This window comes from Mycolicibacterium novocastrense, assembly GCF_001499835.1.
In the GTDB taxonomy this organism is placed as follows: domain Bacteria; phylum Actinomycetota; class Actinomycetes; order Mycobacteriales; family Mycobacteriaceae; genus Mycobacterium; species Mycobacterium novocastrense.
In genome coordinates, this window is sequence record NZ_LQIH01000027.1 from 1 (window position 1) to 26850 (window position 26850).

A 26850-nucleotide genomic window follows, 5' to 3' on the forward strand; every position below is an offset into this window, starting at 1 on the left:
TCACCGGCATGGTTGACCGTGTTGGTCTCCGGGCTCAAGAACCGGGTGTCGTTGTGGCTGAGCGTGTCGTTGTTGGAAAACGCCTCGGTCTGGCGCTGCGGGGTGAACGCGATCCCATGAGTCTGGGCCACCGCCTGCTGCAAACCCACCACCGGATCACCACCACCATGCACCACCGCCGCAGGCGCCACGGTGGCCGCCACGGCCTGCACCTGGGCGGCCGAGACGTTGCCGAAGCCGGCCTGGTGGAGTTCGCGGTCGGGGTCCGCCACGAACGCGGCAGCGGAGACGGGGTCGCGGAACAGGTTCAGAAACCAGTCGATGAGGTTCATGTCGGATCCTTTCGAAGATGTCGGTCTTGGTCTGGTCGCCGGGCTGTCCGGCGAGCTGAGAACCACGTTATGGCGGTCGCGGCGGCCCTGAAACGGGGTCGCGGCCCCTCCCTGCACGGCAGCGTCCCGGGATCGGAGTAGGGGTGCCGTTAGGGGATTAGGGGATGGCTGGGGGGTGCTCGGGAGGGCCCGCATTCTCGCGCCGAAACGACGAATGCGCGGCCCCTTGAGGGGCCGCGCATTCGGTCGGTACTGCGTTTCAGTCGAAGATGTCGAATCCGCCCGCGTCGATGTCGAGCTGCTGCACATCGGCCACCGCGTCGCTGAAGTCGTCGATGGTCGGGACGTCGTCGACGACGTCGGAGACCGGCTGGTCCAACTCCAACGAGGTGTCGTCCGCGCCGGCGACGCTGGGGACATCCGGCTCAGCGAGTTCGGGGACCCCCGGGTCGGAGATCAACGCCGCGGACACGTCGTCCACCACCTCGGCCGGTACGTGATCGCCGAACGCGTCGAAGGCGGCGGTGGCCGCTCCGCTGCTCCAGACATTGCTCGCGGCTTCGGCGATACCGCCGTCCAGCGCGGTCGGAACAGTCGTCGGAAGCGCCGACATGGACTCCGACACCACCGGGATCAGGGCGTGGACATCGGCACTGGTCACGTTCGTCAGATTGGCGTCGAGAATGGCTTGATCCGGATCGGCGGCGAAACGCGCAGCGGCGTCGGGATCACGCACCACCGACATGACAAAGTCGAGTAACTCGTTGGCCATGAAACACCCTCCCTCCCTCAAACAGATATATGTGGCTAGAGACAAGGCCTAGCCGAGTGGCCTGCCACGATGCTATCGACGGCGAACGCCGCGGTGATCGGTGCGAAACCCACCTGCTCGGCCGCGTCGTTAGGGGATGCCGCGTTAGGGGATTTTCTCCCACTAGGGGCAGCTCCCGTGTCCGAAGCCATCGAGCCGCTATCGTGATGGCCGGGTTCGAATGCACCCAAATGCAAAGGTGGAGATGAGCGACTCACTCGGGTTGTCGATCGGTTCGACCAATTTGGTCGCGGCCCGCATCGGCCGTCCACCGGTCATGCGCCGATCGATACTCACCGTATTCGACGATCGGGCGCCGGAAGTCGGTGTTCCGGCCGAGAATCCCAACCTGAACCAACCGGGCATGGTGCTGAGCGGTTTCGTAGAACGCGTCGGCGACCCGGTGCCGTTGGTGGCCGCCGATGGTTCGCCGCATCGCGGCGAGCGGGTGCTGGTCGAGGCGCTCGACGCCATGGCGCGCACGGTCGGCGGCGGTGCACCGGTCGTGATCGCGGTGCCCGCGCACTGGGGAGCCGCCACGACTGGCGCGCTGCGGGGGGCCCTGCGTGCCGCGCCGGGCCTGGCTCCCGACGGGGTGGCGCCCACGCTGGTGCCGGATTCGGCGGCCGCGCTCGCCGCGCTTCAGGCCGCACCGGGGTTGCCGTCGAGCGGCGTGGTGGTGCTGTGTGATTTCGGCGGCAGTGGAACCAGCATCAGCCTGGCCGACGCGGGTGCCGACTTGGGCCCGATCGGAGAAACGGTCCGCTACGCGGACTTCTCGGGCGACCAGATCGATCAGCTCCTGCTCAACCACGTCGTAGCGGGCATCGCGGCGGCCAACGACGCCGACCCCGCGGGCACCGCCGCCGTCAGTTCCCTGGCCCGGCTGCGCAACGAGGCCCGCGTGGCCAAGGAACAACTGTCGGCCGACACCGCCGCGGTCGTGCACGCCGACCTGCCCGGCTTCACCTCCGATGTGCGCGTCACCCGCACCGAGCTGGAGCAGCTGATCAGCGAGCCGCTCGACGGGTTGCTCAATGCCGTCCAGGAGACATTGCAGCGCAACAACATTGCGCCGGCGAACGTCTCGGCCGTCGCGACCGTCGGCGGTGGGGCCAACATCCCGATGGTCACCCAGCAGCTGTCGACCCGGCTGCGCGCACCGGTCATCACCACGCCGCAGTCCCAACTCAACGTCGCAGCGGGCGCCGCGCTGGTCGCCAGCGCCGCCGACGCGGCCACCGGGATGGCTGCCGCCGCCGATGCCCCGACCGGGATGGCGCCGACGAGCATGTCGGCCGCCGCGTGGGCCGCAGGGGCCGCAGGCGTCGCGGCCGCCGAGTCGGCCGCCGACGGTGCGGGCTCGGCGACGTTCCGCGCGCTGGCGTGGTCGCAGGACGACTCGCCCGCCGATGAGCCGGTCCCCTATGCCGGTGAGGATTACACGTTCGAAGCGGGGGGAACCGGCGCTCGCCCCGCGATGGGGTTCGCCCACGAGGAAGAGCAGTACGAACCGGAACCCGAACCGCTGCCGTGGTACCGCAGGCCGGTGGTGCTGTTCGGCGCGGCGGCCGCGGTCGGACTGCTGGCCGCCGGCGGTCTCGCGGTCACGCTGACCAGTACGACCGGCGACAGCTCCCCCGTCACCGAGACCGCTACCACCTTCGAGTCAGGACCCTCACCGGAGACGACGACTTCGGTTGCACCACAGACGGTTACCGTCACGGGAACCGATGGGCGCCCGACCACCAGCGTGGTCCCCCCACCGCCGCCACCCGAGACGACGACCACGACGACCACTACGCCACCCACCACCACAACCACGACCACCACAACCACCACGACGACAACCACCACCACGCAGCCCACCACCACGACGACGCGTCCCACCACCACGCAGCCGACGACCACCCAGCCGCCGACCACCGACCCGCCCACCACATCGGTCGAACCGGAGCCGGACATCCCCGTTCCGGACGCGCCATAGACCCATGACCGCGTCGGACCCCCGGCCGGACATCCCGCCGCCCGCGCGCGAGGCGGTCGCAGGATTGGCGGCCGCACCGACCGAGCCGGTCAAACTGCTGGTGTCGGGCGGGATCGGCACCGGCAAGAGTTCGGTGCTGACCGCCGTTCGAACCGCACTTCGCGCCGCGGGCGTACCCGTGCTCACCCGCATACCGCGTGTCGATGACGATCCGGGGGCCGCCGTCGTCATCGACGATGCCCAGCTGCTGGACGACGACGAACTCGACCAGCTCGCGCAGCGGGTGTCGGATCTGCCTTCGACCCTCGTCGTCAGCAGTGAGCCCATCGCGCATCGCCCGGCGATACGTGCCCTGTTCACGGCGATCGAACGCGAGAACCCGATCGTCAGCCTCGGACCACTGTCTCCGGGAGACGTGACACGCCTCGTCGCCGAAAAGCTCGGTGGCACACCGCCATCGGACATGGTGCGTTCCCTGGTCGTGGCGACGGCGGGCCTGCCGTTCCTGCTGCAGCCGGCGATAACGGCCGTCACCGACCCGCAGGACGAGGCACCGGCGACGGCGATCCTGCAGGCGGTCACGTACGCGTTGACCGAACGGCTGCGCCGCCTCGACGACGCGACGCTCGACACCCTTCTGGTCACCTCGCTGAGCAGAGAACTCGGCCCCGACGACATCGCTGCGGCGTTGCGGATGGACGCCGAGCAGGCGTACGCGGTGGTCGATCGTGCGCGCGCCACGGGTCTGGTCGAGCCGTCCCACAGCCGAGCCTTCGTGCGGACACTGCACCGCTGCGTGGCCCAGATCCTCGGCACCGCACGGCATCACGACACCGAGGTCGCGCTTCTGGTGTCGCAGCTCGAATCGTCCACGCTCACACCCCAGTTAGCGCTCCAGCTGGCCGAGCACGGCCTGCGCGACGCTCGGTTGGCGACCGCGCTGGCCGATATGGCCGCCCGCAGCCATGGCCAACCAGCAAGGGCGGCAAGGCTTTACCGCGCTGCCGTCGATGCGGGGGCGACCACGCTGAGCCCGCGGCTGGCCGACGCGCTGGCGCTGACCGGCGACTGCGGCACCGCGGGCCGCCTCACCGATCAGCTGCTCGGCTCCGAGGATGCGGCCGAGAAGGCCGCCGCGGTCCGGATCGCGGCCAGCATCGCCCTGCACGACGGCAGCGCAGCGCAGGCCGCGGACCTGTTTCGCTGGCTGGGCCCGTATCCGGACGCGTTCGTGAGCGCGGCGGGCACGGTGGTGACCCTGGCCGCGGGTGACCTGCCGGCCGCCCGGACGGCGTTGTCCGCCGAGAGCGCCGGCCCACCCACCTCCACGGCCCGCGCCGCGCGCAGCCTCGCCGAGGGCCTGTTGATGTCGTTGGACGCGCCGTACCCCGCCGCCGTCTCCCGGTTGGGGCAGGCGATCACCGCGGATCAGCCCGCGGCGGGCGTGGCCCCGGACAGCCCCGCGGCGCTGGTGACCCTGGCCGCCCTGCACGGCGGTGATCCGGTACGGGCCCGCAGCGTGATCGTCCGGGCGGTGCGCGCCGGTCTCGAAGACGGTTCGGAGGCCGCGCTTTTCGTCGCCCGCAGACACCGGCTGCTGCTGGGCTGGGTGCGGATGCAGGACGGGCAACTGCCCGCAGCGACGTCCGACGTGGCGGTCGCGTGCGCGGACGCCGATACTTCGCCGCTGCACCGCCGCGACTCGCTGTGGGCAGCCGCGCTGCAGACAGCGATCGCCCGGCGCAGCGGTGACACCGGCGCCATGCAGAAGCACTGGTACGCGGCGGTGGAGGTGCTCGCCGAGTACTCGATTGACCTCTTCTCCCTACTGCCGCTGGGTGAACTGTGGGTGGCCGCATCCCGGATGCGCCAGATCGACCGGCTGCAGCACACCCTCGACGAGGCCTTCGCGCTGCTCGGCTCCCTCGGCGAGCCCGTGTTGTGGTCGACTCCCCTGCACTGGGCCGGCGTGCACGCGGGCATCCTCGCCAACGCGCCGGACGCCGTCGCCCCGCACGGTCAGGCGCTGACTGCCGCTGCCGCGCACAGCGCCTTCGCCAAGACGCTGGCTACTGCGGGCCGCACCTGGTTGCGGGTACTGGCCAATCATGTCGACACCGACGAGGTCACCACGGCTGCGCGGCTGCTCGCGCAGGTCGGCCTCACCTGGGATGCGACCCGGCTGGCCGGTCAGGCCGCACTGCAGACCCCCGATGGCCGGGTGTCCGGCGCGATGCTGCAGCTCGCACGCGATCTCAAGCAGACCGTCGCCCCCGACGACGCACCCGGGGCCGACCAGCTCGCGGCGCACCAGACCGCGCGGGCCGGCTCGGCGCGCCCCGTGTCGTCACGACTGTCCGACCGCGAGCGCGAGGTCGCCGAACTGCTGCTTCTCGGCATGCCCTACCGCGACATCGGAGCGCAGTTGTTCATCTCAGCGAAGACCGTCGAACACCACGTCGCACGGATCCGCCGTCGGCTCGGCGCGGAATCCCGCTCGGAGATGTTGTCGATGCTGCGGGCCATGCTGACCCCGCAGTCGTGATCCCCGCATGCGCCGCCATCCCCTAACCGAGATCCCCTAACCGCCCCGACTGACGACGGGTCCCGCACCGGATCCGCCCGCCGGCGCAGCGCCATAGCGTCATGCCATGTCCAATCACCAGGCGAACCCGGGCCGGCCGGTGGGTGTTTCGGTCGGCGCGACCTACCTCGTCGCGACCCGTGACGGCAACGCCGCGGTGATCCGACCCTCCGAACTCACGCTGCATGGACAGCGACTCACCGGGTTCGTCGATCGTGTCGGCGACCCCGTTCCGATCATCGCCCCCGACGGCTCCGCCCATCGCCCCGAGCAGCTACTCACCGAGGCGCTGCGCACACTGACGCAGCCGGCCGAGGACATCGCGCTCGCCGTACCCGCGCACTGGCGCCCGTCGGTCGCCGACTCGCTGCGCCGCGCCCTGGGCGGCGACGTGCCGGTGGTGTCGGACGCGACCGCCGCTCTGGCCGCGCTGAACACCGATCCGGGCCTGCCCTCTCGCGGTGTCGTCGTGCTCTGCGACTTCGGCGGCAGCGGCAGCAGCATCACGCTCGCCAACGCGTCCTCGGGCCACGCGGTGGTCGGCGAGACCGTCCGGTTCGCCGATCTTTCCGGCGATCTGGTGGACCAGGCGCTTCTGACACATGTGATGACGTCGCTGCCCGACGGCGCCGACCCGTTCGGAACGGCTGTCGTCGGTTCTCTGGCACGGCTACGCGACGAATGCCGAGCCGCCAAGGAGCGGCTGTCGGCGCACACCGCGACGGCCGTCGCCGTCGCCCTGCCCGGACACCACGCAGATGTCCGGGTCACCCGCGCGGAGCTCGAGGGAATCATCCAGCGCCCGGTCACCGATTTCCTTGCCGCGGTGGACGAGACGCTCGAACGCTACGGGGTTCCGGCGGCTGCGGTATCGGCGGTGGCGACCGTCGGCGGGGGCGCACGCATCCCGTTGCTCACGCAGAAGCTGTCCGAACACCTGCGGGTGCCCGTGGTGACCACCGCGGAGCCGCAGCTTGCCGCCGCCGTCGGGACCGCTCTGCTCGCCCAGCGCCGGCGCGTCGTCGAGCCCGCGACCACTCTCGCGCCCGCGGGGATCGAGGAAGTCACCGTCCGGGTCGAGGCCGGGCCATCATCGGGCACACCTGCCGCGCTGGCCTGGTCCGAGGACGACCGCCCGGATGAGCTCCTGCCGTTCGTCGATTCCCGCCCCGACCTTCAGTTCCAGCATGAGCAGTGGCAGGACGAAGCGGCGCCGCGACGTTCCCCGCTCGTCTTGTTCAGCCTGGCCGCAGCCGCCGCGGTGATCACCACGGCCCTGTTCGGCCTCATGCAGTTGCGCGGTGACACCGCCACCCCGGTCGAGGCGGCGACCGTCCTCACTCCCGAAGACACGCCATCCCCCGCGCCTGCGGCGCCGGCTCCCACTCCAGCACCCCCGGCGCCGCAGGCCCCCCAACTCACCACGGTCGTCGTGCAGCCGGCCCAGCGATCGTCCGCACCCCAGCAGCGCAGCCCGCGCCCGGCGCCCGCAGCGCAGTCGGCGCCGGCCTGGACACCCCCGCCGCCGACGAGCGCTCATCCGCCGGCCCCACCGGCCCAACCCGAGGCTCCGCCGCCGTCAGACCCGCCGGCGGCCGATCCGACCCCGCCTGCGGCCGATCCGACCCCGCCGGTGCCTGACCCTCCGCCGATCGATCCCGGGCCCGGTAACGGCGCTCCATCACCCGAGGGCGATCCCGTCGTGCCGGATTCGAGCGACGAGCAAACGGGTACCGACACGGTGCCCGACGAGTCCAGCCCGACCGACGGTGCGTAGTTAGGACAACCTTCGTAGCGGTGTTTCCTTTGGAGATGCAACTATGACTCCCGGGCTTGAGCAGGCCTGAGTTAAGTTACCCGCCGGTAACTAACGATAAGTTACCCTTGAGTAACTTGAGAATGGGAGGCGCGCGGTGGATACGCAGATGCTGATCAGGCTCGTCGTCGGGCTAGGGCTGACGGCCCTCGTCCTGGTCTTCGCCGCCAAACGCGTGCTCTGGCTAACGACGTTGATCCGCTCCGGTGCACCCACCAGTCCCGAGAACAACCGCAAGGACAACCTCGGCAAGCGCATCACCACGCAGATCGAAGAGGTCTTCGGGCAAACCCGACTGCTGAAGTGGTCCCTGCCCGGGCTGGCCCACTTCTTCACGATGTGGGGCTTTTTCATCCTCGCATCGGTCTACCTCGAGGCGTACGGGCTGCTCTTCGACCACGACTTCCACATCCCGATCATCGGCCGCTGGGACGTTCTGGGCTTCCTGCAGGACTTCTTCGCCGTCGCGGTGCTGCTCGGCATCATCACGTTCGCGATCATCCGGGTGAGGCAGGAGCCCAAGCAACACGGCCGCGACTCGCGGTTCTACGGATCGCACACCGGCGGCGCGTGGCTGATCCTGTTCATGATCTTCAACGTCATCTGGACCTACGCGCTGGTGCGCGGCGCCGCGGTCAACACCGACGCCCTGCCCTACGGCAACGGCGCGTTCTTCTCCCAGTTCATGGGGTGGTTGATGAGCCCGCTGGGCTACACCGCCAACTCGTGGATCGAGACCATTGCGCTGCTGGCCCACATCGCGGTGATGCTGATCTTCCTGCTGATCGTGCTGCACTCCAAGCACCTGCACATCGGCCTGGCGCCGATCAACGTCACCTTCAAGCGGATGCCCGACGGGCTCGGTCCGCTGCTGCCCGTCGAGTACGAGGGCAAGCAGATCGACTTCGAGGATCCGCCCGAGGATGCGGTGTTGGGCCGCGGCAAGATCGAGGACTTCACGTGGAAGGCCTACCTCGACATGACCACGTGCACCGAGTGCGGTCGGTGCCAGTCGCAGTGCCCGGCGTGGAACACCGGTAAGCCGCTGTCGCCCAAGCTCGTGATCATGAACTTGCGCGACCACCTGTTCGCCAAGGCGCCCTACATCCTCGGCGACAAGGAGTCGCCGCTGGAGAACACGCCCGAGGGCGGCCTCGGCGAGGAACTGCGCGGCGAGAAGAAATCCGAAAAACATTCGCACGACCACGTCCCCGAGTCCGGCTTCGAACGGATCCTCGGGTCGGGTCCCGAGCAGGCCACCAGGCCGCTGGTGGGCACCGAGGAGCAGGGCGGGGTCATCGACCCCGACGTGCTGTGGTCCTGCACGACGTGCGGTGCCTGCGTCGAGCAGTGCCCTGTCGACATCGAGCACATCGACCACATCGTCGACATGCGCCGCTACCAGGTGATGATGGAGTCCGAGTTCCCCGGCGAGCTCGGCGTGCTGTTCAAGAACCTGGAGACCAAGGGCAACCCGTGGGGCCAGAACGCCAAGGACCGCACCAACTGGATCGACGAGGTCGACTTCGACGTGCCGGTGTACGGCAAGGACGTGGAGTCGTTCGACGGCTACGAGTACCTGTTCTGGGTGGGCTGTGCAGGCGCTTACGAGGACCGCGCGAAGAAGACCACCAAGGCCGTGGCCGAACTGCTGGCCGCCGCGGGCGTGAAGTACCTGGTGCTCGGCGAGGGCGAGACATGCAACGGCGACTCGGCGCGCCGCTCGGGCAACGAGTTCCTGTTCCAGCAGCTGGCCGCGCAGAACGTGGAGACGCTCAACGAGTTGTTCGAGGGCGTCGAGCGGGTGGACCGCAAGATCGTCGTGACCTGCCCGCACTGCTTCAACACCCTGGGGCGCGAATATCCGCAGGTCGGTGGCAACTTCACGGTGCTGCACCACACGCAGCTGCTGAACCGGCTGGTGCGCGACAAGAAGCTGATTCCGGTCACGCCCGCTGACGGTGGGGCGGATATCACCTACCACGATCCGTGCTACCTGGGACGGCACAACAAGGAGTACTCGGCGCCGCGTGAGCTGATCGGGGCGTCCGGCGCGAAGCTGACCGAAATGCCTCGGCACGCCGATCGGGGCCTGTGCTGCGGCGCCGGCGGGGCGCGGATGTGGATGGAAGAACACATCGGCAAGCGCGTCAACACCGAGCGCACCGAGGAGGCCATGGACACCGCCTCGACCATCGCGACCGGCTGCCCGTTCTGCCGCGTGATGATCACCGACGGTGTGGACGAGGTCTCGGCCGCCCGCGAGGTGGAGAAGGCCGAGGTGCTCGACGTGGCCCAGCTGCTGCTGGGTTCGTTGGACAAGAGCACCATCACGCTGCCGGAGAAGGGCACCGCGGCCAAGGAGGCCGAGGAACGCGCCGCCAAGCTGGCCGCCGAAGCGCCCGTCAAGGAAGCGCCCGCCGAGGCCGAAGCCGAGGAGCAGGCCGAGCCCGAGGCCGCGCCCTCCCCGAAGGCCGAGGCCGCAACGGCGACCGAAACCAAACCGGTCAAGGGCCTCGGAATCGCCGGCGGCGCCAAGCGACCCGGCGCCAAGAAGACCGCCGCTCCCGCCGGCGACAAGCCTGCGGGCGACGAAAAGCCCGCTGCCACAGCAGCACCCGCGAAGGGGCTGGGGATCGCCGCTGGCGCCAAGCGGCCCGGCGCCAAGAAGGCCGCGCCGGCGGCGCAGACGGCGCCCGCCCAGACCGAAGCCAAGCCGGAGGCCGGGTCCGAAGCCGCGGCCAAGCCGGAGCCCGAGGTCAAGGGCCTGGGCATCGCGGCAGGCGCCAAGCGGCCCGGTGCGAAGAAGAAGTCCCCGGCCGCGTCGCCCAACGAGGGCGAGGCGACCGTCACCCAGCCGCCGAACGTGGACCCGGACAAGGCGGCGCCGGGGGCCAAGACCGATACCGCCGACTCGGATCGAGGCCTGGAGCCCAAGCCCGAACCTGAGGTCAAGGGCCTCGGCATCGCCCCGGGCGCGCGCCGGCCCGGGGCCAAGAAATCGGCCGCACCGGCACAGCCGCCCGCCGAGTCGAAACCCGCTGCCGCGCAACCGGAGCCGAAGGACGACGGCGAATCGACCGCTGCCCCTGAGCCTTCCGACGGGGACAACGGAGACCAGCCCGAACAGCCTCCGGTGAAGGGTCTGGGCATCGCCAGAGGCGCTCGTCCCCCGGGTAAACGATGACCTGCTGACCGGCGATTTTGGTTAATCGCTGGACAAAAGTGAGAGCATGAACGACGTGACCACCCACCACGTGCCGATCCACGCCGCCGGGCACGGACCGCGCCAGCGCACGTTCACGCAGTCGTCGAAGCTGCAGGACGTCCTGTACGAGATCCGCGGACCGGTGCACGAGCACGCCTCACGCTTGGAGGCCGAGGGTCACCGCATCCTCAAACTGAACATCGGCAACCCCGCGCCGTTCGGGTTCGAAGCGCCGGACGTGATCATGCGCGACATCATCCAGGCGCTGCCGTATGCCCAGGGCTACTCCGATTCCAAGGGCATCATGCCCGCGCGGCGCGCGGTGTTCACTCGCTACGAACTGGTCGAGGGCTTCCCGCGATTCGACGTCGACGACGTGTACCTCGGCAACGGCGCCTCCGAGTTGATCCAGATGACGTTGCAGGCGTTGCTCGACAACGGAGACCAGGTGCTGATTCCGGCGCCCGACTATCCGCTGTGGACCGCGTGCACCTCGTTGGCGGGCGGCACCCCGGTGCACTACCTGTGCGACGAGACGCAGGGCTGGATGCCCGACATCGCCGACCTGGAATCCAAGATCACCGAACGCACGAAGGCGATCGTCGTGATCAATCCGAACAACCCGACCGGCGCAGTGTATACGCGCGAGATCATCACGCAGATCGCGGATTTGGCGCGCAAACACGAGCTGCTGCTGCTGTCCGACGAGATCTACGACAAGATCCTCTACGACGACGCCGAGCACATCGCGACGGCATCGGTGGCACCCGACGTGCTGACCCTGACCTTCAACGGATTGTCGAAGGCATACCGGGTGGCGGGCTATCGGGCGGGCTGGCTGGTGATCACTGGGCCCAAGGAGAACGCCACCAGTTTCATCGAGGGAATCAGCCTGCTCGCGAACATGCGATTGTGCCCGAATGTTCCTGCGCAGCATGCGATCCAGGTCGCTCTCGGTGGGCATCAGAGCATCGAGGAGCTGGTCCTGCCTGGCGGGCGGCTGCTGGAGCAGCGCGATGTGGCCTGGCAGATGCTGAACGAGATTCCCGGGGTGTCCTGTGTGAAACCTCAAGGGGCGCTGTACGCCTTCCCGCGGCTGGATCCCGAGGTCTACGACATCGTCGACGACGAGCAGCTGGTTCTGGATCTACTGCTGCAGGAGAAGATCCTGGTCACCCAGGGCACCGGGTTCAATTGGCCGACACCGGATCACCTGCGCATCGTGACGTTGCCGTGGGCCCGCGAACTGGCGAACGCGATCGAACGGCTGGGCAACTTCCTGGTCAGCTACCGGCAGTAGCGGCGCCCCAATAGGGGAGCGCTCAGCTACGTACGGGCTTGGGGCCGCAACCCGTCACATCAGTGAGCGCTCGCGGCTGCCTCTACCCTGGCCGGGTGGCGCACTCACACTCCCACTCCCACTTTCCGACCGGCCCGGCGCCGCTGGGACCGATCGCTGCGAAGGTCGTCGTCGGCCTCCTGATAGCGATCGGCGTGGCGGTCCTGGCGGGAACCGCGTGGCTGTGGCCGAGCCAGCAGAAGACCGAGATCCCGCTGCCGTTTCAGAACGCCGAGGGCGGCGCCGTCACCACCGAAGCGGGGCTGGTCCGCTCGAGCAGCACCACAACATGCGGGAGCCCGTCGGTTGGTCAGGTGCTCACCGCCGATCCCGTGCCGGCCGCGGGTGGTGCTGCCGAGTGCGTACAGGCGCTGATCGCCATCGAATCCGGTCCCAACAAGGGTGCGGCGACCCTGCTCGAATTCAGCGGCGGCCCCGGCCAACCCAACCTCGCCCCCGGTGACGAGGTCAGGATCAGCCGTCAGGTCGACGCGACCGGCACCACCACCTACTCGTTCTACGACTACGAGCGGACGTGGCCGCTCGTCGCGCTCGCCGTGGCGTTCGCCGTCGTGGTGGTCGTGGTCGCCGGGTGGCGGGGGTTCCGCGCGCTCATCGGCATCGTGGTCGCGTTCCTCGTGCTCGTGGTGTTCATGCTGCCGGCGCTGCGCGACGGCGCCGCGGCCGTTCCCGTCGCGCTGGTGGCCTCGGCGCTGATCCTCTATGCCGTCATCTACCTGGCGCACGGCGTCAGCTTGCGGACCAGCGCGGCCCTGCTCGGCACACTCACCTCGCTGCTGCTTGCCGCGTTGCTCTCTTGGGGCGCAATCGAATTGGCCCACCTGACGGGCCTCTCGGAAGATCGCAACAACGAGGTCGCAGCCTACCTGGGCAACGTATCGATCACCGGCCTGCTGCTGGCCGGCTTCATCATCGGGTCGCTCGGTGTGCTCAACGACGTCACGGTCACCCAGGCCTCGACGGTGTTCGAGCTGGCCGAGCTCGAGGGCAGCTCGCGGCGGACCATCTACCTGGGCGCGATGCGCGTGGGACGTGACCACATCGCGAGCACGGTCTACACGCTGGTGTTGGCGTATGCCGGTAGCGCGTTGCCCTTGCTGCTGCTGTTCAGCGTGGCCAATCGGGCCCTGGGCGACGTGCTCACCAGCGAGAGTGTCGCCATCGAGATCGCCCGTTCGGCGGTCGGCGGCATCGCGCTGGCGTTGTCGGTACCGCTGACGACGGGAATCGCCACGGTGCTGGCGACACCCGCTCGCGCCCGACGCGGCTAGAAGCCGGTGCGCTCCAGCCACGCGTCCCACACCGCGGTGTCGCCGAACACCTCGATACCGCTGTCGGCGGCCGTGCGCCGGCGCGTGATCGCCAGCAGCAGGTCGCCGGCGCTTCCGCGCAGAGCGGTGTCGGCCTTGCTGTGGTTGTGCGACCACCAGAGTCCGTCCTCGTCGTGGACGATGGTCCACTCCCCGGTCGGCCCCAGCCCGTCGTCGGTGGCGTGCATGTGGATGCTTCTGCCGCGATCCAGCGCGGATTGCGCTCCGGGGCCGACCATCAATTCGACCCACTCGCTGATCGCGTCGGCCACCAACTCGGGCGATGGGTTGAAGTCGGCCCCAAGGGCCAGCACCGCATCCGCGTGGTGAACGGTGACCTCGTGTAGCCGGCGGCGGATCCACCAACCCGCCGGGCGCGAGCCGCGGAAGGTCCATACGCGGGTCGCCGCCCCCGCCCGCTCGACCGCGTCGACCACCAGTTGCGCGCCCTGGTTGAGCCAGTCGATCGCGCCGTCGGGGTCGTCGGGTGGTTTACCGTCGCGCACCTCGCGCGGATCCAGCGCCGACATCCGGCGTTCGGCGATGATCTGTGCCGCCCACCGGTTTCCGCGACCGACGTGGCGGAACAGGTGTTTGAGCGTCCAGTCAGGACAGGTCGGCACCGGCGTCGAGGGGTCTGCACTGCGGATCAGTTCCCCGAAATCGCGGGTCTGGTCGAGCAGCGCGGCTCGGAAATCCACGCCCCCGAACCTACTCAATACTCGACGCGGAAGCCCCCGATAAGGCCGATCTCGTTGCCGTCGGGATCTTCGATCTTCGACAATCGCACACCCTTACTGGCCGCGACGATTTCCTCGGGATCGAGGCCGCGCTCACGCAGTCCGGCGAGGTGGCGCTCCAGCGGTCCCCAGGGCAATCGGCAGCGACGCCCACCCCCGCAGCACCCGCGTCTCACGCCTGCTGCCCTCACCTGCCAGTCGCGCGCCGGGGAAACGCTCGAAGAACGCCCGCAGCCCTACCTCGCCCTCAGCGCGGGCCAAAGCAGATCCGAGGCAGAAATGCCTGCCACCGGAGAACGACAGGTGTCTTCCGGCGTTCTCGCGTTCGAGGTCGAAGCGGTCCGGGTCGTCGAACACGTTGGGGTCGCGGTTGGCGCCGGCGATGTAGATGAGCACGACCCTGCCGCGGGGGATCCGGCAGCCCGCGATCTCGGTGTGCTTCGTCGCCCTGCGCGCGGTGAGCTGCACCGGCGGGTCCAGGCGCAGGATCTCCTCCACGGCGGTCGGCCACAGCTCGGGCCGCTGCGCCAGGGTCTCGAGATGCTGCGGGTGATCGAGCAGCATCCGGATCCCGTTGCTCAGCAGGTTGACCGTCGTCTCGAACCCCGCGGCCAGCACGAGGCCTGCGGTAGCCATCAGTTCCTGCTGGTTGAGCCGGGCACCCTCGTCGGACGCCGCGATCAGCTGGCTCATCAGGTCGTCACCGGGGTTGCGTCGCAGCGCTTCGAGGTGCCCGGACAGCCAATCGTTGAAGCCGACCACGCTGCGGTACACGGTGCGGTACTGCGGCCAGGTCAGGCCGATGTCGAGGCTCGCCGCCCCGCGCTCGCCGAACTCCAGGACGCGTGACCTGTCGGCGTCGGGAACGCCGAGGATGTCACCGATCACCGCGACCGGTAGCTGGGCGCAGTAGCGGTCGACGATGTCGACGGTGCCGGCGCCCGCGAGTTCGTCGAGCAGCGATTCGGCGGTCTCCTGCACCCGGTCCCTCAGCGCGGCAACGGCTCTGGGGGTGAACACCGACGACACCAGCTTTCGGTACCGGGTGTGGTCCGGGGGTTCAACCGCCAACATCGACGGCGGCTCAAGGGGATGGAGCAGGTCGGTTTTGGTGCGGTTCGCCACCCATTGCACCGGTTTGGGCAGGTTGGAGCCGATCGGCAGAACCTCGAAGTCATCGCTTCTCAGCAGGTCGTTGGCGATCGCGTGGTCGACGGTGAGGTGCACGATGGCGGCCTCCACCACCGGCCCCCGCGCGCGCAGATCGTCGGCGAACGCGACCGGGTCGGCTCGAACGGTCGGATCGGCGATCATCCGGCCCTGGGGATCGCCGCGGCGGGCGAGCAGCTTCGAGGCACCGCGCACGAACCCGTGCACCGCAAGCCAGCGGATTCGGTGACGGATGGGTCCGCCGTGCCGCGCCGGACGAATCGGTTCCACGCGGCCGAGCCTACCGATTCTGAGGCGTCACGCCCCTGCCCAGGCAGTGGATCTGCCAGCCGGCTTGCGTCCAACGGTCGATGTCGAGGCAATTGCGGCCGTCGACAACAACTTTCGCGCGTACCGCACCGGCGAGATCGGCGGGGTCCAATTCGATGAACTCGCGCCATTCGGTGAGCACCAGTACGGCATCGGCCCGGTCACACGCTTCGGCGGCCGACGTCGAATAGGTCAGCGTCGGAAACTGGCGGCGGGAGTTGTCCATCGCCTTCGGGTCGTAGACGGTGACGGTGGCGCCCTTGAGTTGCAGCATTCCGGCCACGTTGAGAGCCGGCGAGTCGCGCACGTCGTCGGACTCGGGCTTGAACGCGGCCCCCAGAATCGCGATGTTGGCGCCGAGCAGCGATCCTCCGCACGCGAGGGTCGCCAGTTCCACCATCCTGCTGCGCCGCCGCATGTTGATGGCGTCCACCTCGCGCAGGAACGTCAGGGCATGGTTGGCGCCGAGTTCACCGGCGCGGGCCATGAACGCGCGAATGTCTTTGGGCAGGCAACCGCCTCCGAAACCCAGTCCGGCGTTGAGGAAGCGGCGCCCGATCCGCGGGTCATACCCCAACGCATCGGCGAGAAGCGTCACGTCGGCGTCGACGGCCTCGCAGACTTCGGAAATCGCGTTGATGAACGAGATCTTCGTGGCGAGAAAAGCGTTGGCCGACACCTTGACCAGCTCGGCGGTCTGCAGATCGGTGACCAGCAGGGGGACCCGCTGATCCAGCAGCCGGGCGTACAGTTCCCGGATCGCCGCCTCGGCGGCACACGAATTCGGTTGTACGCCAAGCACAATCCGATCGGGATGCAGCGTGTCATGCACGGCGAAGCCCTCGCGCAGGAACTCCGGGTTCCAGGCCAACTCGACGTCGACTCCAGTCGGCACCAACGCGCGCGCCCGGTTCCCGAGTTCGGCGGCGGTACCGACCGGCACCGTGGACTTGCCGACGATGACGGCCGACCGGCGCAGCCGCGGAACCAGCATGTCGATGACGGCGTGGACATGACGCAGATCGGCGGCGAACTCCCCCTTTTTCTGGGGCGTACCGACGGCGAGGAAGTGCAGGTCGGCGAACCCGCCCGCGGCGTCGTAGTCGGTGGTGAACTTCAAGCGTCCAGCGGATATGTTGTCGCTCAATACTTTCCGCAGGCCGGGCTCGTAGAACGGGGTTTCGCCCGCTGCGAGTTTGGCGACCTTGCCGGTATCGACGTCGACGCCGAGCACCTCGTGGCCCAACTCGGCCATACCCGCCGCGTGGGTGGCTCCCAGATATCCCGTGCCGAAAACGGTGCACCGCATACCGCCTTGATATGCAGCCCCGATGAGCTAACCGCTACGTGACACTGATCGCGCGGCCAACGGCAGGTTACGAGCTAGCGGCAGAACCCCAGGAAGCAGTTCGACCCGCCGCGACTCGATCCATCCGAGCCCGGCCCGCGGGAGGATCCGCCGTCACTCGACCCTCCCGAGCCCGGCCCGCGGGAGGATCCGCTGTCACTGGACCCACCCGAGCCGCTACCGGGATAGCGGCCCGAGCCACTGCCCGGGTAACCGCCCGATCCGCTACCGGGGTAGCTGCCGGAGCCACTGCCGGAGCCGTTTTGCCACGGCGGCAGCTGAGGCCTGGGCAGCTCGGGCTCCTCGGGCGCGTCCCGCCACGGTGGTGTCCAGCTCGGCACCTTGGGCGTCCATCTCGGCGGGGTCCACGGGTTCTGCGGTCGCGGGTAGTACTGCGGCGGTGCGATCACCGGCGGTACGTACACCGGAACCGGAGCCGGAGCGACGGGCGCCGGAGCCACGGGTGCCGGTGCAGGCGGCGGTGCCGCGGGCGCAGGCGCGGGCGGCGGGGCTTGCGGCGCGGGTGGTGGCGCCTCGACGTAAACCGTCCGCGGCGGTGCCTGCGGAGCAGGCTGCTGCTGGACGACAGGAACGGGCGCCTTGATGGTCTCCGCCTTCGGGGGCGGGGGCGCCTGAACCGGCTGCGCCTGTTCGGTCGGCGGCGGCGGTGGAGCGGGTGCAATGCTGCTGGGCACGATCGCGCTCTGCCCCGGGCTCGGCCGCTGGTCGGCGGTCGGCCGGATACTGACCGCGAGCGAGATCACGAGCGCGACAACGCCGACCACGAAGATCGACGCCATCGCGCTACCAACGAGCAGGAAGGGCTTGCGGTCCTCGTTGGCCGCGGCGGACAGGTCGGTCCGCGACGCGTAGTCGCCGATGTAGGCGCCGTCACCGCCGGCGGGGGCTAGCTGGGTTTCCGCGCCGGCGAGCCCGGCGTACACCGAACCCGCGGTGGTGCCGTCGGGGTCCTGGGAGTACGCGAGTCCGACGGTCGAGGCCTCCAACGGGGGCGCGGCCGCGGCGGCCAGCGCCGCACCACGCGCCAGCGCCATCTCCGGCTCGTCGGGCGCGTGCACCGGCAGGCTCACCAGATGCTCGAGATGGCTCTTCACCGAGCTCACGTCGACGCCCGATCCGATCACGAACATGCCCTGCGGCGCGTTGTCCTGGGCATCGACGGCGGCGGCCATGTCGGCGAGCACCGCCATCGCGTCCTGGCTGTGCAGGCTACTGGCGAGCACCTTGACCACGGACCCGTCGTCGGTCTGCACAACCGACAACGTCGCGGTGTCGCGGTCGATGAACAGCAGTGCGGTGGTCTCGTATCCGACCGCCCGCCCGACGGCCTGGGCGAGTGCGGCCGCGGCGTGCCCGTCGGAGACGAGCATGACGTCGTCGATATCGCGGGCGGCGAGCGCATCACGCAGCTGCGCGGCCTCGGCGTGATCGCTCCACGTGACGCCGATGGCCTTCAGATCATGGCCACCCGCCTCGGCGCTCTCCTTGGTGCCGAGTACGGCGTCCACCACCTGGGCGGCGGCACCCGATGTTGCTGAGCCGTCACTTCCGCTGACCTCGAAGACGTCATGGTCGACGGTGGCCCCGTCGGCCATCTCGCCTTCGACCAGCACCATGCGGACCGTCGTAGGTGTCATCGACACACCCAGAACGATGTCCACTGCCCCTCCAAAAACGTTTGCTACCAAGCCTGGATCGCCGATCGGCATCTCGCCACGCACAGGTCGGCGACTAGTAGTTCATCGCCGTGAGCAGCACAGGCGTTACGCCTCCACCGACATTTGCTCGGGTCGATGCTGCCGACGTTGGTATCTCGACCCTACTCGTGTCAACGGCCGTCCGCGCCGAGCGGTTCAACTGGACTTGATGAAGTTCTGGTACGACCGCGACGGGGTCGGGCCGCGTTGGCCCTGATACTTCGAGCCGACGCGCGCGCTGCCGTAAGGGTGCTCGGCGGGGCTGGTCAGCCGCAGCAGGCACAGCTGGCCGATCTTCATTCCGGGCCACAGCGTGATCGGCAGATTCGCGACGTTCGACAACTCGAGGGTGATGTGCCCGGAGAACCCGGGGTCGATGAACCCCGCGGTGGAGTGCGTCAACAGACCCAGACGGCCCAGCGACGACTTGCCTTCCAGCCGGCCCGCCAGGTCGTCGGGCAGAGTGCACAGTTCCAATGTCGAGCCGAGCACGAACTCGCCGGGGTGCAGCACGAAGGGCTCACCCGGGTCGGCTTGGACCAGGGTGGTCAGCTCGTCCTGCTGCTTGGCCGGGTCGATGTGGGTGTAGCGCGTGTTGTTGAAGACGCGGAACAGGTTGTCGAGGCGGACGTCGATGCTGGACGGCTGAACCAGGGAGTCGTCGAAGGGATCGAGCCCCAGTCGCTCGGCAGCGATCTCGGCGCGGATGTCGCGGTCGGAGAGCAGCACCCGACGAGCCTAGCGGCTCGGATGTTAGCCTTCGTGCTCAAACAGGCCGGTGTAGTTCAATGGCAGAACATCAGCTTCCCAAGCTGAGAACGCGGGTTCGATTCCCGTCACCGGCTCCACGAACCCACACTCGTCGGCATAGTCGCGTCTGCCGATGCCCTTGAATCTGAACTACGGGTGTGACGGGCATCAATTACTCCAAAACCGTTTGCCGAACACCGCGGCGGGAACAGACGTCCGGGGGCCGTTCGAAACAGCGCCGACCGAGAATGCTTCATCCCCGGTCCACAGTGAGGCGCTATCAGGATTGCCCGCGATGTCCGCCCGAAAGAAATGTCCGGGCAACGAATACGGCACTGATGTAGGAGTCGCCTAATCGTGCAGGCCAATCCCGTCGCTCGCCCCGTCTCTCCAGCGGTCCGTGTGGTGGGGCCGGTCGTCCTAGTGGTTGGGTTGGCGCTGTACGTGGCCGCATACCTTCGGTGGCCCAGCCTGATCAGCCAGGTGGACCTGCAGGTCTACCGGTTCGGAGCGCTTCGCGTCTGGGATGGTCAAGACCTGTATTCGGTGGGGATGACCGGAAATTCGAACACGATGCTGTTCGCCTACACGCCGTTCGCCGCTCTGTGCTTCCTCCCACTGATCGGGTTGGGCCAGCCTGCCATTCTCGCCGTTGGCCTTCTGCTGAACGTGGCCGCCGTGGGCTACATCGTCCGCCGGATGCTCAGTGCTGCAGGAATCACGACCGCGACCGGTTTGTGGGGGTTGACGGCGCTTTTGACGGCTCCGATCATCTGGCTCGAGCCTGTCCGTCTTTCGCTGCAGCTCGGCCAGATCAATTTGCTCATCATGGCTATCGTCCTGGCCGATGTGCTGACGCAACCGCCCCGCAGGTGGACCGGAATCGGAATCGGGATCGCCGCCGGGATCAAACTGACACCCGCGCTCTTCATCGTCTTCCTCGTCGCAACCGGGCGGCGTCGCGAGGCAGTCATCGCTGGCTTGACCTTCGTTGCGACCGTCGCGGTCGGGTTCGTAGCACTACCCGCCGATTCGAACGAGTTCTGGCTGCGGGGGCGGTTTCAGGATGTACGACGGATCTCCAGTGACCCCCTGGCGAATACCAGTTTGACCGGACTCCTCGCGCGCCTGGACTGGGCGACGCGGTGGGAGAGCGCGGCCGGAGTCATCCTCGCGATCTTCGCCATCGCGATCGCCGCGGTGGCGTGGCGCCGGGGTCAATTGCTCTTGGGCGTCGCCATCGCGGGCATGACCTCGGCCGCCGTGTCGCCTTTCAGCTGGAGCCACCACTGGGTGTGGTTCGCGCCGCTCCTTGTTCACCTCGGGGTTCTCGGCTTCGTGCATCGCTCGCGCGTCGCGGTGCTGGCCATGTGGACGCTTGCTGCGGCCTTCGGGGGGTGGTTCATCGCATCGAGAAGCTCGCCTCCACAGGCAGGCCTGATGTCCCTGCGCCACCCGGGAACGTGGGATCAGCTTCTTCCGGCGGCTTATCTTTTCGCCCTTTGCATCGTTCTCATCTGCAGCGTGTACACGATCTGGCGGGGACGACAGCACCTGCCGGCCCCAACGATCGGCATTGACGGAATGGCAGGACACGCTGTCGGCCAAATGCGAGCTCAGCAGCGTTGATCGGCTGACGGACGGTTGGCAGCCCGCTACCGCGGGTAATGCATCCCCCGGGCGGCGGCGACGCGCGCGCTGTCAATAAAACGCCGAGGGGGCCGTCACACCCATGGACAACTCATCCACGCCAGTCAAGGAAGCAACTCCGCCGCACCACGAGCTGCGCCGCGGCGAACCTCCGCTCCCACCGGATGACGACCCGTTCTACCGAGCACCACAGGGTTACGAGCACGCGGACCCGGGCACGGTGTTGCGATCCCGCGACGTGGAGATCGGATTTCTCGGTCTCGTCAGCCAACGAGTGAAAGCCACTCAGCTGCTGTACCGGACGACGAATCTGCACGAAGAACCGGAAGTCGCCGTGACGACGGTGCTCGTCCCGTCACAGCGCGAGTCGGACGTCGCTTGCCCGATCCTCTCCTACCAGTGCGCGATCGATGCCGTCGCGTCGCGATGTTTCCCCTCGTTCGCCATGAGGCGAGGCGCGCGACCGATCGGTGCGTTCGTCCAAGCCGAGTACTTGTTGGTGATCGCCGCGCTGGCCGAAGGCTGGGCGGTTTGCGTACCGGACCACGAAGGCTGTCACGGCATGTGGGGTGCTCCCGTCGAACCCGGCTACCGGATTCTGGACGGCCTGCGTGCCGCGATGCGGTGCGAGCGCCTGGAATTGGCGCCGTCCGCACCGGTGGGTCTCTGGGGTTATTCGGGGGGAGGCTTGGCCTCGGCGTGGGCGGCCGAGCTGTGTGAGCGCTATGCGCCGGAGCTCAATATCGTTGGCGCCGTGCTGGGTTCACCTGTCGGCGACCCAGGGAGTGTGGCGCGCCGCCTCAACGGCAGCTTCTTCGCCGGTCTGGCCGCGCTGATGATCTCCGCGTTGATCCAAGTCTTCCCAGGCGCACAAAACGTCGTCAACGAGCACGCAACCGACGAGGGCAAGGCCTTGCTCGAAAAGTTGCAGACAATGACGACAGCGCAGGCCGTTTGGCAGTTGCGCAATGTCGACATCGGGTCGTACGTCGACATGACGGCCGACGAGTTGTGGGACCTGCCCGAGGTGCGCCACATCTTCGACGAGACCAAGCTCGGCAAGTCCAGGCCCAAGCCCCCTGTGCTCGTCGTGCAGGCGGTGCACGACGGGATCATCAGCGTTGACGACGTCGATGCCTTGGTGGCCGAGTATGAACGCATGGGCGCCGCAGTCACCTACCACCGCGATCGATTCTGCGGTCACCTGCTCTTGCACCCGCTGTCGGCGCCCATGACGCTGAGGTGGCTGCGCGATCGCTTCACCGAACGGCCGGTCGACGAACACAGAACGCGCACCATGTGGCCGACCTTGTTCAACCCGTCGACGTACTTGGGCATGGCCAAGTTGGGCATCATCACCGCAAAGGTTGCCCTCGGGCGCTCCGTCGAACGCCAACCGCTGTCGACGACGGATGCTCAGTAACCAACGAACCCGGTCCTCGTCGCGTACGGTCAGCGCAACCTACAACGAGGAGACCCATGCCACCCAAGAGCGCTCGACGCCATGCGATGTGCTTGATCGCCGTCGGTACCGCCAGTGTGCTCTCGCTCGCGGGCTGCACCTCCGCCGTAGCCCAACCCGGCGCGCCAAGCACCGGGGAGTCGCTGCGAATCGTGCTGGGTTCACAACCACATCCGTCCCAGATCCCGCTGGTCTACGGCGTAAGCCGCTACGGCCCCGACTTCGGGCTGGCCCTCAGTACCGAGCGCAACATCATCCAGTACGACACCCACACCGACGCGGTACAGACCTTGCGCGACAACGAAGCCCAGGTCCTGGCGACGTCGGTGTCCGCGATCCTGGATGCGCGTGAGCACGGCGAAGACGTCAAGATGTTCTGCCCCTACGTCAGCATGGACGACTTCGTCCTTGCCGGCGCCAACGGTGTGAACAACGCCGGCCAGCTGTTCGAACCATCGACGCGGGTGGGCATCGACAGCCCGGGTGGCTCCGGCGCCATCGTGCTCAACGCGCTGCTGAGCGGCATCGGCGAACACCGCGACGTCCACGAGATTCCGAATCCGGTGGTCCTCGAAAGCTCCCGCCTCCGACTCGATGAGTGGGTCGCAGGCCAGCTGGACGCGACGGTCATACACGACACGCAGTACGACGGTGCGAAAGCAATGGTGAATCAACCGGTGTTGATCGCGACCCTCTATGACAATGCCCCGGGCTTCATCAAGGTAGCCCAGGCCGCCCGTGGGGATTGGCTCGCACAAAACCGCGAGCTCGCCGCCAGATACTGTGCCACCACGTTGCGCGCGATGCGGACGCTGAAAAGCGACTACGCCGTGTTCCGAAGCGCGGTCGACGAATACGTCGAAGCACCCCCCTCCGAAGAATCACTCAGAGAGCTGTTCGACCTCATCCAGCAGCACCCTTTCTGGACCGACGGAGGCGGGCTCACCGACGACAGCGTGAGGTTCATGATCGACATCGCGAGGGAATCGGACGTCCTCACCGGACCCATGAATCCGGCCGACGTGGTCGACCGTCAGACGTTGAACCGGGCCGTCGAACTCGCCAACATGCCAACGCAATAGTCGGCCGATACCGCAGAAGTCATCAAACGTCATCGCGCAACTGCCGCCTCGTTGACGTTTAGACTGGTTAAATAGGCGCGTGGAGGCGTCCGTCGCGAGAGAGCCGATTCAGCAACGCTATGGATGACACGGTCAAAGACGACGGCGCCACACAAGGCGCGAGCCCCGGCGGCGATACACCGCCGCGCGGACGCGTCGAACGCGACGAGAAACCCACCAGGCACTTCGGCCGCTACGGATTGCTGTCGCTGCTGGGCGCCGGTGGCATGGGCCAGGTGTGGCGGGCACGTGATTCGCAGACCAATCGCGTGGTCGCGCTGAAGGTGCTGCCCGAGCACTCCGCCAACGACCAGGAGACGCGCGAACGGTTCCGGCGGGAGTGCGAGGCGGTGGCACAGCTGACCGAACCGCACATCATCCCGATCCACGACTTCGGCGACGTGGACGGTCGGCTCTTTCTCAACATGCGGCTGGTGGACGGCACGGACCTTCGGACGCTGATCAAACAAGAAGGCGCACTGGCCCCGGCACGCGCGGTCGCAGTCATCACTCAAGTGGCAGGCGCGCTTCAGGCGGCCCACGACGTGGGTTTGGTGCATCGCGACGTCAAACCCTCCAACATCTTGGTGTGCACCAACGATTTCGCCTACCTGATCGACTTCGGCATCGCTCATGCCTCGGGAGACGCCACGCTGACCAAGGCCGGCGAGACCATCGGTACGGCGGCCTACATGGCTCCGGAAGCCATCGGCGCAGCCGTGAAGACCCATTCGCGCGTAGACGTGTACGCGCTTGCCTGTGTGCTCTACGAATGCCTCACCGGCGGACCGCCATTCACCAGCGACATGGGCGTGCAGGGGTTGATCGGTCATCACCTCCACACTCCCCCGCCGCAGCCCAGTGCCAGCGACGCAGACGTGCCCGCGGCTTTCGACGCGGTGATCGCCAAGGGAATGGCCAAGAACCCCGACGACCGATATGCAAGCGTCCAGGACCTGGCCCTGGCCGCTCGGGCGGCATTGGGCGACCCCACCGCCGTCCCCAAGGCCTCGGACCCGATTCGGAAACGACTGCCACGCAAGGCTATCGGCGTCATGTCCGCGGCCGTGGTGGCGGTGGTCGCGGTCGTGGTCGCGGGAGTCATGATCGTCGGACGACAATCGTCGGACGCCGACAGCACTGCACCGACGCCGGTCGGTCAAGGTTTCTCATCGCAGATACCGTTGCCGTTCAACGGGCTTCGAGTCTCAGCAGGAATCGCGGTCGAGGCCGACGGAACCACGTACGTCACCGGCATCGGCATCGACCAGGTGATGCGATTGGAGCCCGGCGCAGCGACGGCGACCCCGCTGCCGATCGAGGGTCTGAAGAATCCACGAGATATCGCGGTGGATGCGAAGGGCGATGTCTACGTGACCGACTCGGGTAACGACCGAGTGATGTGGCTTCCCGTCGGCGCACCTGCGGCGACCCAGCTGCCGTTCAGCGGCCTCAACGACCCGCGCGGCATCACCGTCAAGCCCAACGGCGACGTCTATGTCGTTGACCGCGGGAACAATCGGGTGTTGTTTCTGGCGAGCGGCGCCACCGCTCCGAGTCCGGTACCGTTCACCGACCTCAACGATCCCCGCGGCGTGGCAGTTGGTCCGGCAGGTGGTGTGGTGGTCACCGACACCGGAAACAACCGGGTGCTGCAGCTGGCGGCGGACTCGACGGAGGCCACTGCACTACCGTTCGCCGGGGTGAACGAGCCGCACGGTGTGGCTGTCGACTCGGAGGGCAACGTCTACGTGACCGACCGCGGGAACGCCGGGATCGTCGAGCTGCGGCCCGGTACGAGTGCCGCGTTTCCGCTGCCCTTCACGGGGCTCAACGACCCTCAGGGGGTGGCGGTCGACGCGGCGGGCAACGTCTATGTCACCGACGTGGGCGCCAATCCCGTGGTCAAGCTCTCGGTCGGCTGATACAACGGGGCCCATGGTTGCGTCGGGCCTCGATTTCGGTGTGCTGGGTCCGCTGCGTGTCAGCGTGAACCGCCAACCGGTGCCGTTGGGCACGCCGAAGCAGTGCGCTGTGCTGGCGCTGCTGCTGATCAACCGCAACCGTCCCGTGCCGCGCGATTCGATCATCGCGGCGATCTGGGACGAGGACATGCCGGAGGCCGACGCGATACACAACCTGCACGTCTACGTGGCGAACCTGCGCAAGGTGCTCGGTTCGGGCGGCGCCGACCCGAAGGCGATTTTGGCCAGTGCCCGGCCGGGCTATCAGCTCAACGTGCCCGACGCGGCCTGTGATCTGGGGCGGTTCAACACCGAGAAGGCCGCCGGGGCGCAGGCGGCGGCCGCCGGCCGTTTCGCGCTGGCCACCGACCGGCTGTCGGCCGCGTTGGCGCAATGGCGCGGTAGCGTTCTCGACGACCTGCGGGAGTTCCGCTTCGTCGAGCCGTTCGCCGCTGCGCTCGTAGAGGACAAAGTCGGGGCGCAGGTGTTACGCGCTGAATCCGAAATCGCCTGTGGGCGTTCCGATTCGGTGATCAGCGAGCTCGAGGACCTGGTTGGCGAGCATCCGTATCGGGAACCGCTGTGGGCGCAGCTGATCACGGCCTACTATCTGGCCGAGCGGCAGACCGATGCCCTTGAGGCGTACCGCCGCGTCAGATCGACGCTGTCGGATGAACTGGGCATCGATCCAGGGCCGTCGTTACGCACGCTGCACGAGCGGATCCTGCGCCAGGAACCGTTGGACGTCCAGCGAATCGCGCAAAGCGATGCCTCCGACGTCGTCACCATGATCGAGAGCCATATGTCGACCACCATGACGGCCTCGTCGAGGTCCAATCGGGCGCAGCTCCGTGACGTCGCCGGACGCTGCTATCCGTTGGAAACGGTGGTGACCGGGATCGGGCGCAGGGCCGACAACACGATCGTCATCGACGACCCGAAAGTCAGCCGGTACCACGCGACGATCATCGACACCGGCGCCAGCTTCGTGATCAACGACCTGCGGTCCGGCAACGGCATCGTGGTGGCGCACGAGCGGGTTCGCGGCAGTACAACGCTTGGTGACGGCGACGTCATCGACATCGCCGGGCACCAGTTCACCTTCGAGATCGCACCGGGTGGCTCACCGGCTTTCTGACCGCTGAGCTGCACGAACGCCGCATTGAGTTTCCATTGAGGACCGCGCCCCATTCTTTTCTCAACGCCACAC

Annotated in this window: 18 protein-coding genes and 1 tRNA gene; 12 read left to right on the plus strand and 7 right to left on the minus strand. The window is 67.9% G+C overall.

The features are described from left to right. Together AU072_RS18665 and AU072_RS18670 are read right to left on the minus strand one after the other, a co-directional pair. The coding region (locus AU072_RS18665) for an IniB N-terminal domain-containing protein (protein ID WP_217266025.1) at positions 1-332 on the minus strand (332 nt) is incomplete at its 3' end. A gap of 259 nt (positions 333-591) precedes the next feature. Further along, positions 592-1104, minus strand: coding sequence for an Rv0340 family IniB-related protein (locus AU072_RS18670; protein ID WP_064415186.1), 513 nt, complete (start codon positions 1102-1104; stop codon positions 592-594). Positions 1105-1348: 244 nt separating this feature from the next. On the opposite strand from AU072_RS18670, the gene AU072_RS18675 reads away from it, so the two are divergent. From AU072_RS18675 to AU072_RS18700, 6 genes are all read left to right on the plus strand, one after another. Further along, entirely contained in the window at positions 1349-3130 is a 1782-nt protein-coding gene (locus AU072_RS18675; protein ID WP_064415187.1) for an Hsp70 family protein, read from the plus strand. Positions 3131-3134: 4 nt separating this feature from the next. After that, the gene (gene iniR, locus AU072_RS18680) at positions 3135-5675 is read left to right on the plus strand and encodes an isoniazid response ATPase/transcriptional regulator IniR (RefSeq protein ID WP_064415188.1); all 2541 of its coding nucleotides are present in this window, start codon (positions 3135-3137) and stop codon (positions 5673-5675) included. 106 nt (positions 5676-5781) lie between these two features. After that, a complete protein-coding gene (locus AU072_RS28805) occupies positions 5782-7491 on the plus strand; it encodes an Hsp70 family protein (protein ID WP_064415189.1) in 1710 nt (569 codons plus the stop codon). 136 nt (positions 7492-7627) lie between these two features. Further along, a complete protein-coding gene (locus AU072_RS18690) occupies positions 7628-10717 on the plus strand; it encodes a heterodisulfide reductase-related iron-sulfur binding cluster (protein WP_064415190.1) in 3090 nt (1029 codons plus the stop codon). Between the two features lie 46 nt (positions 10718-10763). After that, positions 10764-12038 carry a pyridoxal phosphate-dependent aminotransferase gene (locus AU072_RS18695; RefSeq protein ID WP_064415191.1) on the plus strand — a complete coding sequence of 425 codons (1275 nt, stop codon included), beginning with the start codon at positions 10764-10766 and terminating at the stop codon, positions 12036-12038. A gap of 95 nt (positions 12039-12133) precedes the next feature. Next, on the plus strand, positions 12134-13369 hold the full coding sequence (locus AU072_RS18700; RefSeq protein ID WP_064415192.1) for a YibE/F family protein: 1236 nt from the start codon (positions 12134-12136) through the stop codon (positions 13367-13369). Here AU072_RS18700 and AU072_RS18705 read toward each other — a convergent pair. From AU072_RS18705 to dcd, 5 genes are all read right to left on the minus strand, one after another. After that, positions 13366-14109, minus strand: a complete 744-nt coding sequence (locus AU072_RS18705) for a maleylpyruvate isomerase family mycothiol-dependent enzyme (protein WP_064415193.1) — start codon at positions 14107-14109, stop codon at positions 13366-13368. The genes AU072_RS18700 and AU072_RS18705 overlap by 4 nt on opposite strands. A gap of 132 nt (positions 14110-14241) precedes the next feature. Then, positions 14242-15552, minus strand: a complete 1311-nt coding sequence (locus AU072_RS18715) for a cytochrome P450 (protein WP_082680810.1) — start codon at positions 15550-15552, stop codon at positions 14242-14244. Between the two features lie 46 nt (positions 15553-15598). Continuing rightward, the gene (locus AU072_RS18720; protein WP_064415194.1) at positions 15599-16936 is read right to left on the minus strand and encodes a UDP-glucose dehydrogenase family protein; all 1338 of its coding nucleotides are present in this window, start codon (positions 16934-16936) and stop codon (positions 15599-15601) included. Between the two features lie 74 nt (positions 16937-17010). Continuing rightward, positions 17011-18657 carry a DUF7159 family protein gene (locus AU072_RS18725; RefSeq protein ID WP_064415195.1) on the minus strand — a complete coding sequence of 549 codons (1647 nt, stop codon included), beginning with the start codon at positions 18655-18657 and terminating at the stop codon, positions 17011-17013. Between the two features lie 192 nt (positions 18658-18849). After that, positions 18850-19422: a dCTP deaminase gene (gene dcd / locus AU072_RS18730; protein WP_064346781.1), complete on the minus strand. Its 573-nt coding sequence runs from the start codon at positions 19420-19422 to the stop codon at positions 18850-18852. Between the two features lie 45 nt (positions 19423-19467). On the opposite strand from dcd, the gene AU072_RS18735 reads away from it, so the two are divergent. The 6 genes from AU072_RS18735 (at position 19468) to AU072_RS18760 (ending at position 26778) form a co-directional block, all read left to right on the plus strand. Continuing rightward, positions 19468-19541, plus strand: a tRNA-Gly gene (locus tag AU072_RS18735). A gap of 385 nt (positions 19542-19926) precedes the next feature. After that, entirely contained in the window at positions 19927-21072 is a 1146-nt protein-coding gene (locus AU072_RS18740; RefSeq protein ID WP_235629863.1) for a glycosyltransferase 87 family protein, read from the plus strand. Between the two features lie 103 nt (positions 21073-21175). Next, on the plus strand, positions 21176-22516 hold the full coding sequence (locus tag AU072_RS18745) for a lipase family protein (protein WP_064415197.1): 1341 nt from the start codon (positions 21176-21178) through the stop codon (positions 22514-22516). 56 nt (positions 22517-22572) lie between these two features. Continuing rightward, positions 22573-23637 (plus strand): ABC transporter substrate-binding protein, encoded by a 1065-nt coding sequence (locus AU072_RS28645; RefSeq protein ID WP_235629862.1) that lies wholly within the window; start codon positions 22573-22575, stop codon positions 23635-23637. 119 nt (positions 23638-23756) lie between these two features. Then, a complete protein-coding gene (locus tag AU072_RS18755; RefSeq protein WP_064415199.1) occupies positions 23757-25601 on the plus strand; it encodes a serine/threonine-protein kinase PknD in 1845 nt (614 codons plus the stop codon). A 13-nt stretch (positions 25602-25614) separates the two neighbouring features. After that, entirely contained in the window at positions 25615-26778 is a 1164-nt protein-coding gene (locus tag AU072_RS18760; RefSeq protein ID WP_064415200.1) for a BTAD domain-containing putative transcriptional regulator, read from the plus strand. The last annotated feature ends 72 nt before the right edge of the window (positions 26779-26850 follow it).

Coding starts and splice junctions, on each gene's coding strand:
- iniR (WP_064415188.1), top strand. CDS start 3,135: ATGACCGCGTCGGACCCCCGGCCGGACATCCCGCCGCCCGCGCGCGAG.
- AU072_RS28645 (WP_235629862.1), top strand. CDS start 22,573: ATGCCACCCAAGAGCGCTCGACGCCATGCGATGTGCTTGATCGCCGTC.
- AU072_RS28805 (WP_064415189.1), top strand. CDS start 5,782: ATGTCCAATCACCAGGCGAACCCGGGCCGGCCGGTGGGTGTTTCGGTC.
- AU072_RS18695 (WP_064415191.1), top strand. CDS start 10,764: ATGAACGACGTGACCACCCACCACGTGCCGATCCACGCCGCCGGGCAC.
- AU072_RS18670 (WP_064415186.1), bottom strand. CDS start 1,104: ATGGCCAACGAGTTACTCGACTTTGTCATGTCGGTGGTGCGTGATCCC.
- AU072_RS18675 (WP_064415187.1), top strand. CDS start 1,349: ATGAGCGACTCACTCGGGTTGTCGATCGGTTCGACCAATTTGGTCGCG.
- AU072_RS18760 (WP_064415200.1), top strand. CDS start 25,615: ATGGTTGCGTCGGGCCTCGATTTCGGTGTGCTGGGTCCGCTGCGTGTC.
- AU072_RS18720 (WP_064415194.1), bottom strand. CDS start 16,936: ATGCGGTGCACCGTTTTCGGCACGGGATATCTGGGAGCCACCCACGCG.
- AU072_RS18745 (WP_064415197.1), top strand. CDS start 21,176: ATGGACAACTCATCCACGCCAGTCAAGGAAGCAACTCCGCCGCACCAC.
- AU072_RS18755 (WP_064415199.1), top strand. CDS start 23,757: ATGGATGACACGGTCAAAGACGACGGCGCCACACAAGGCGCGAGCCCC.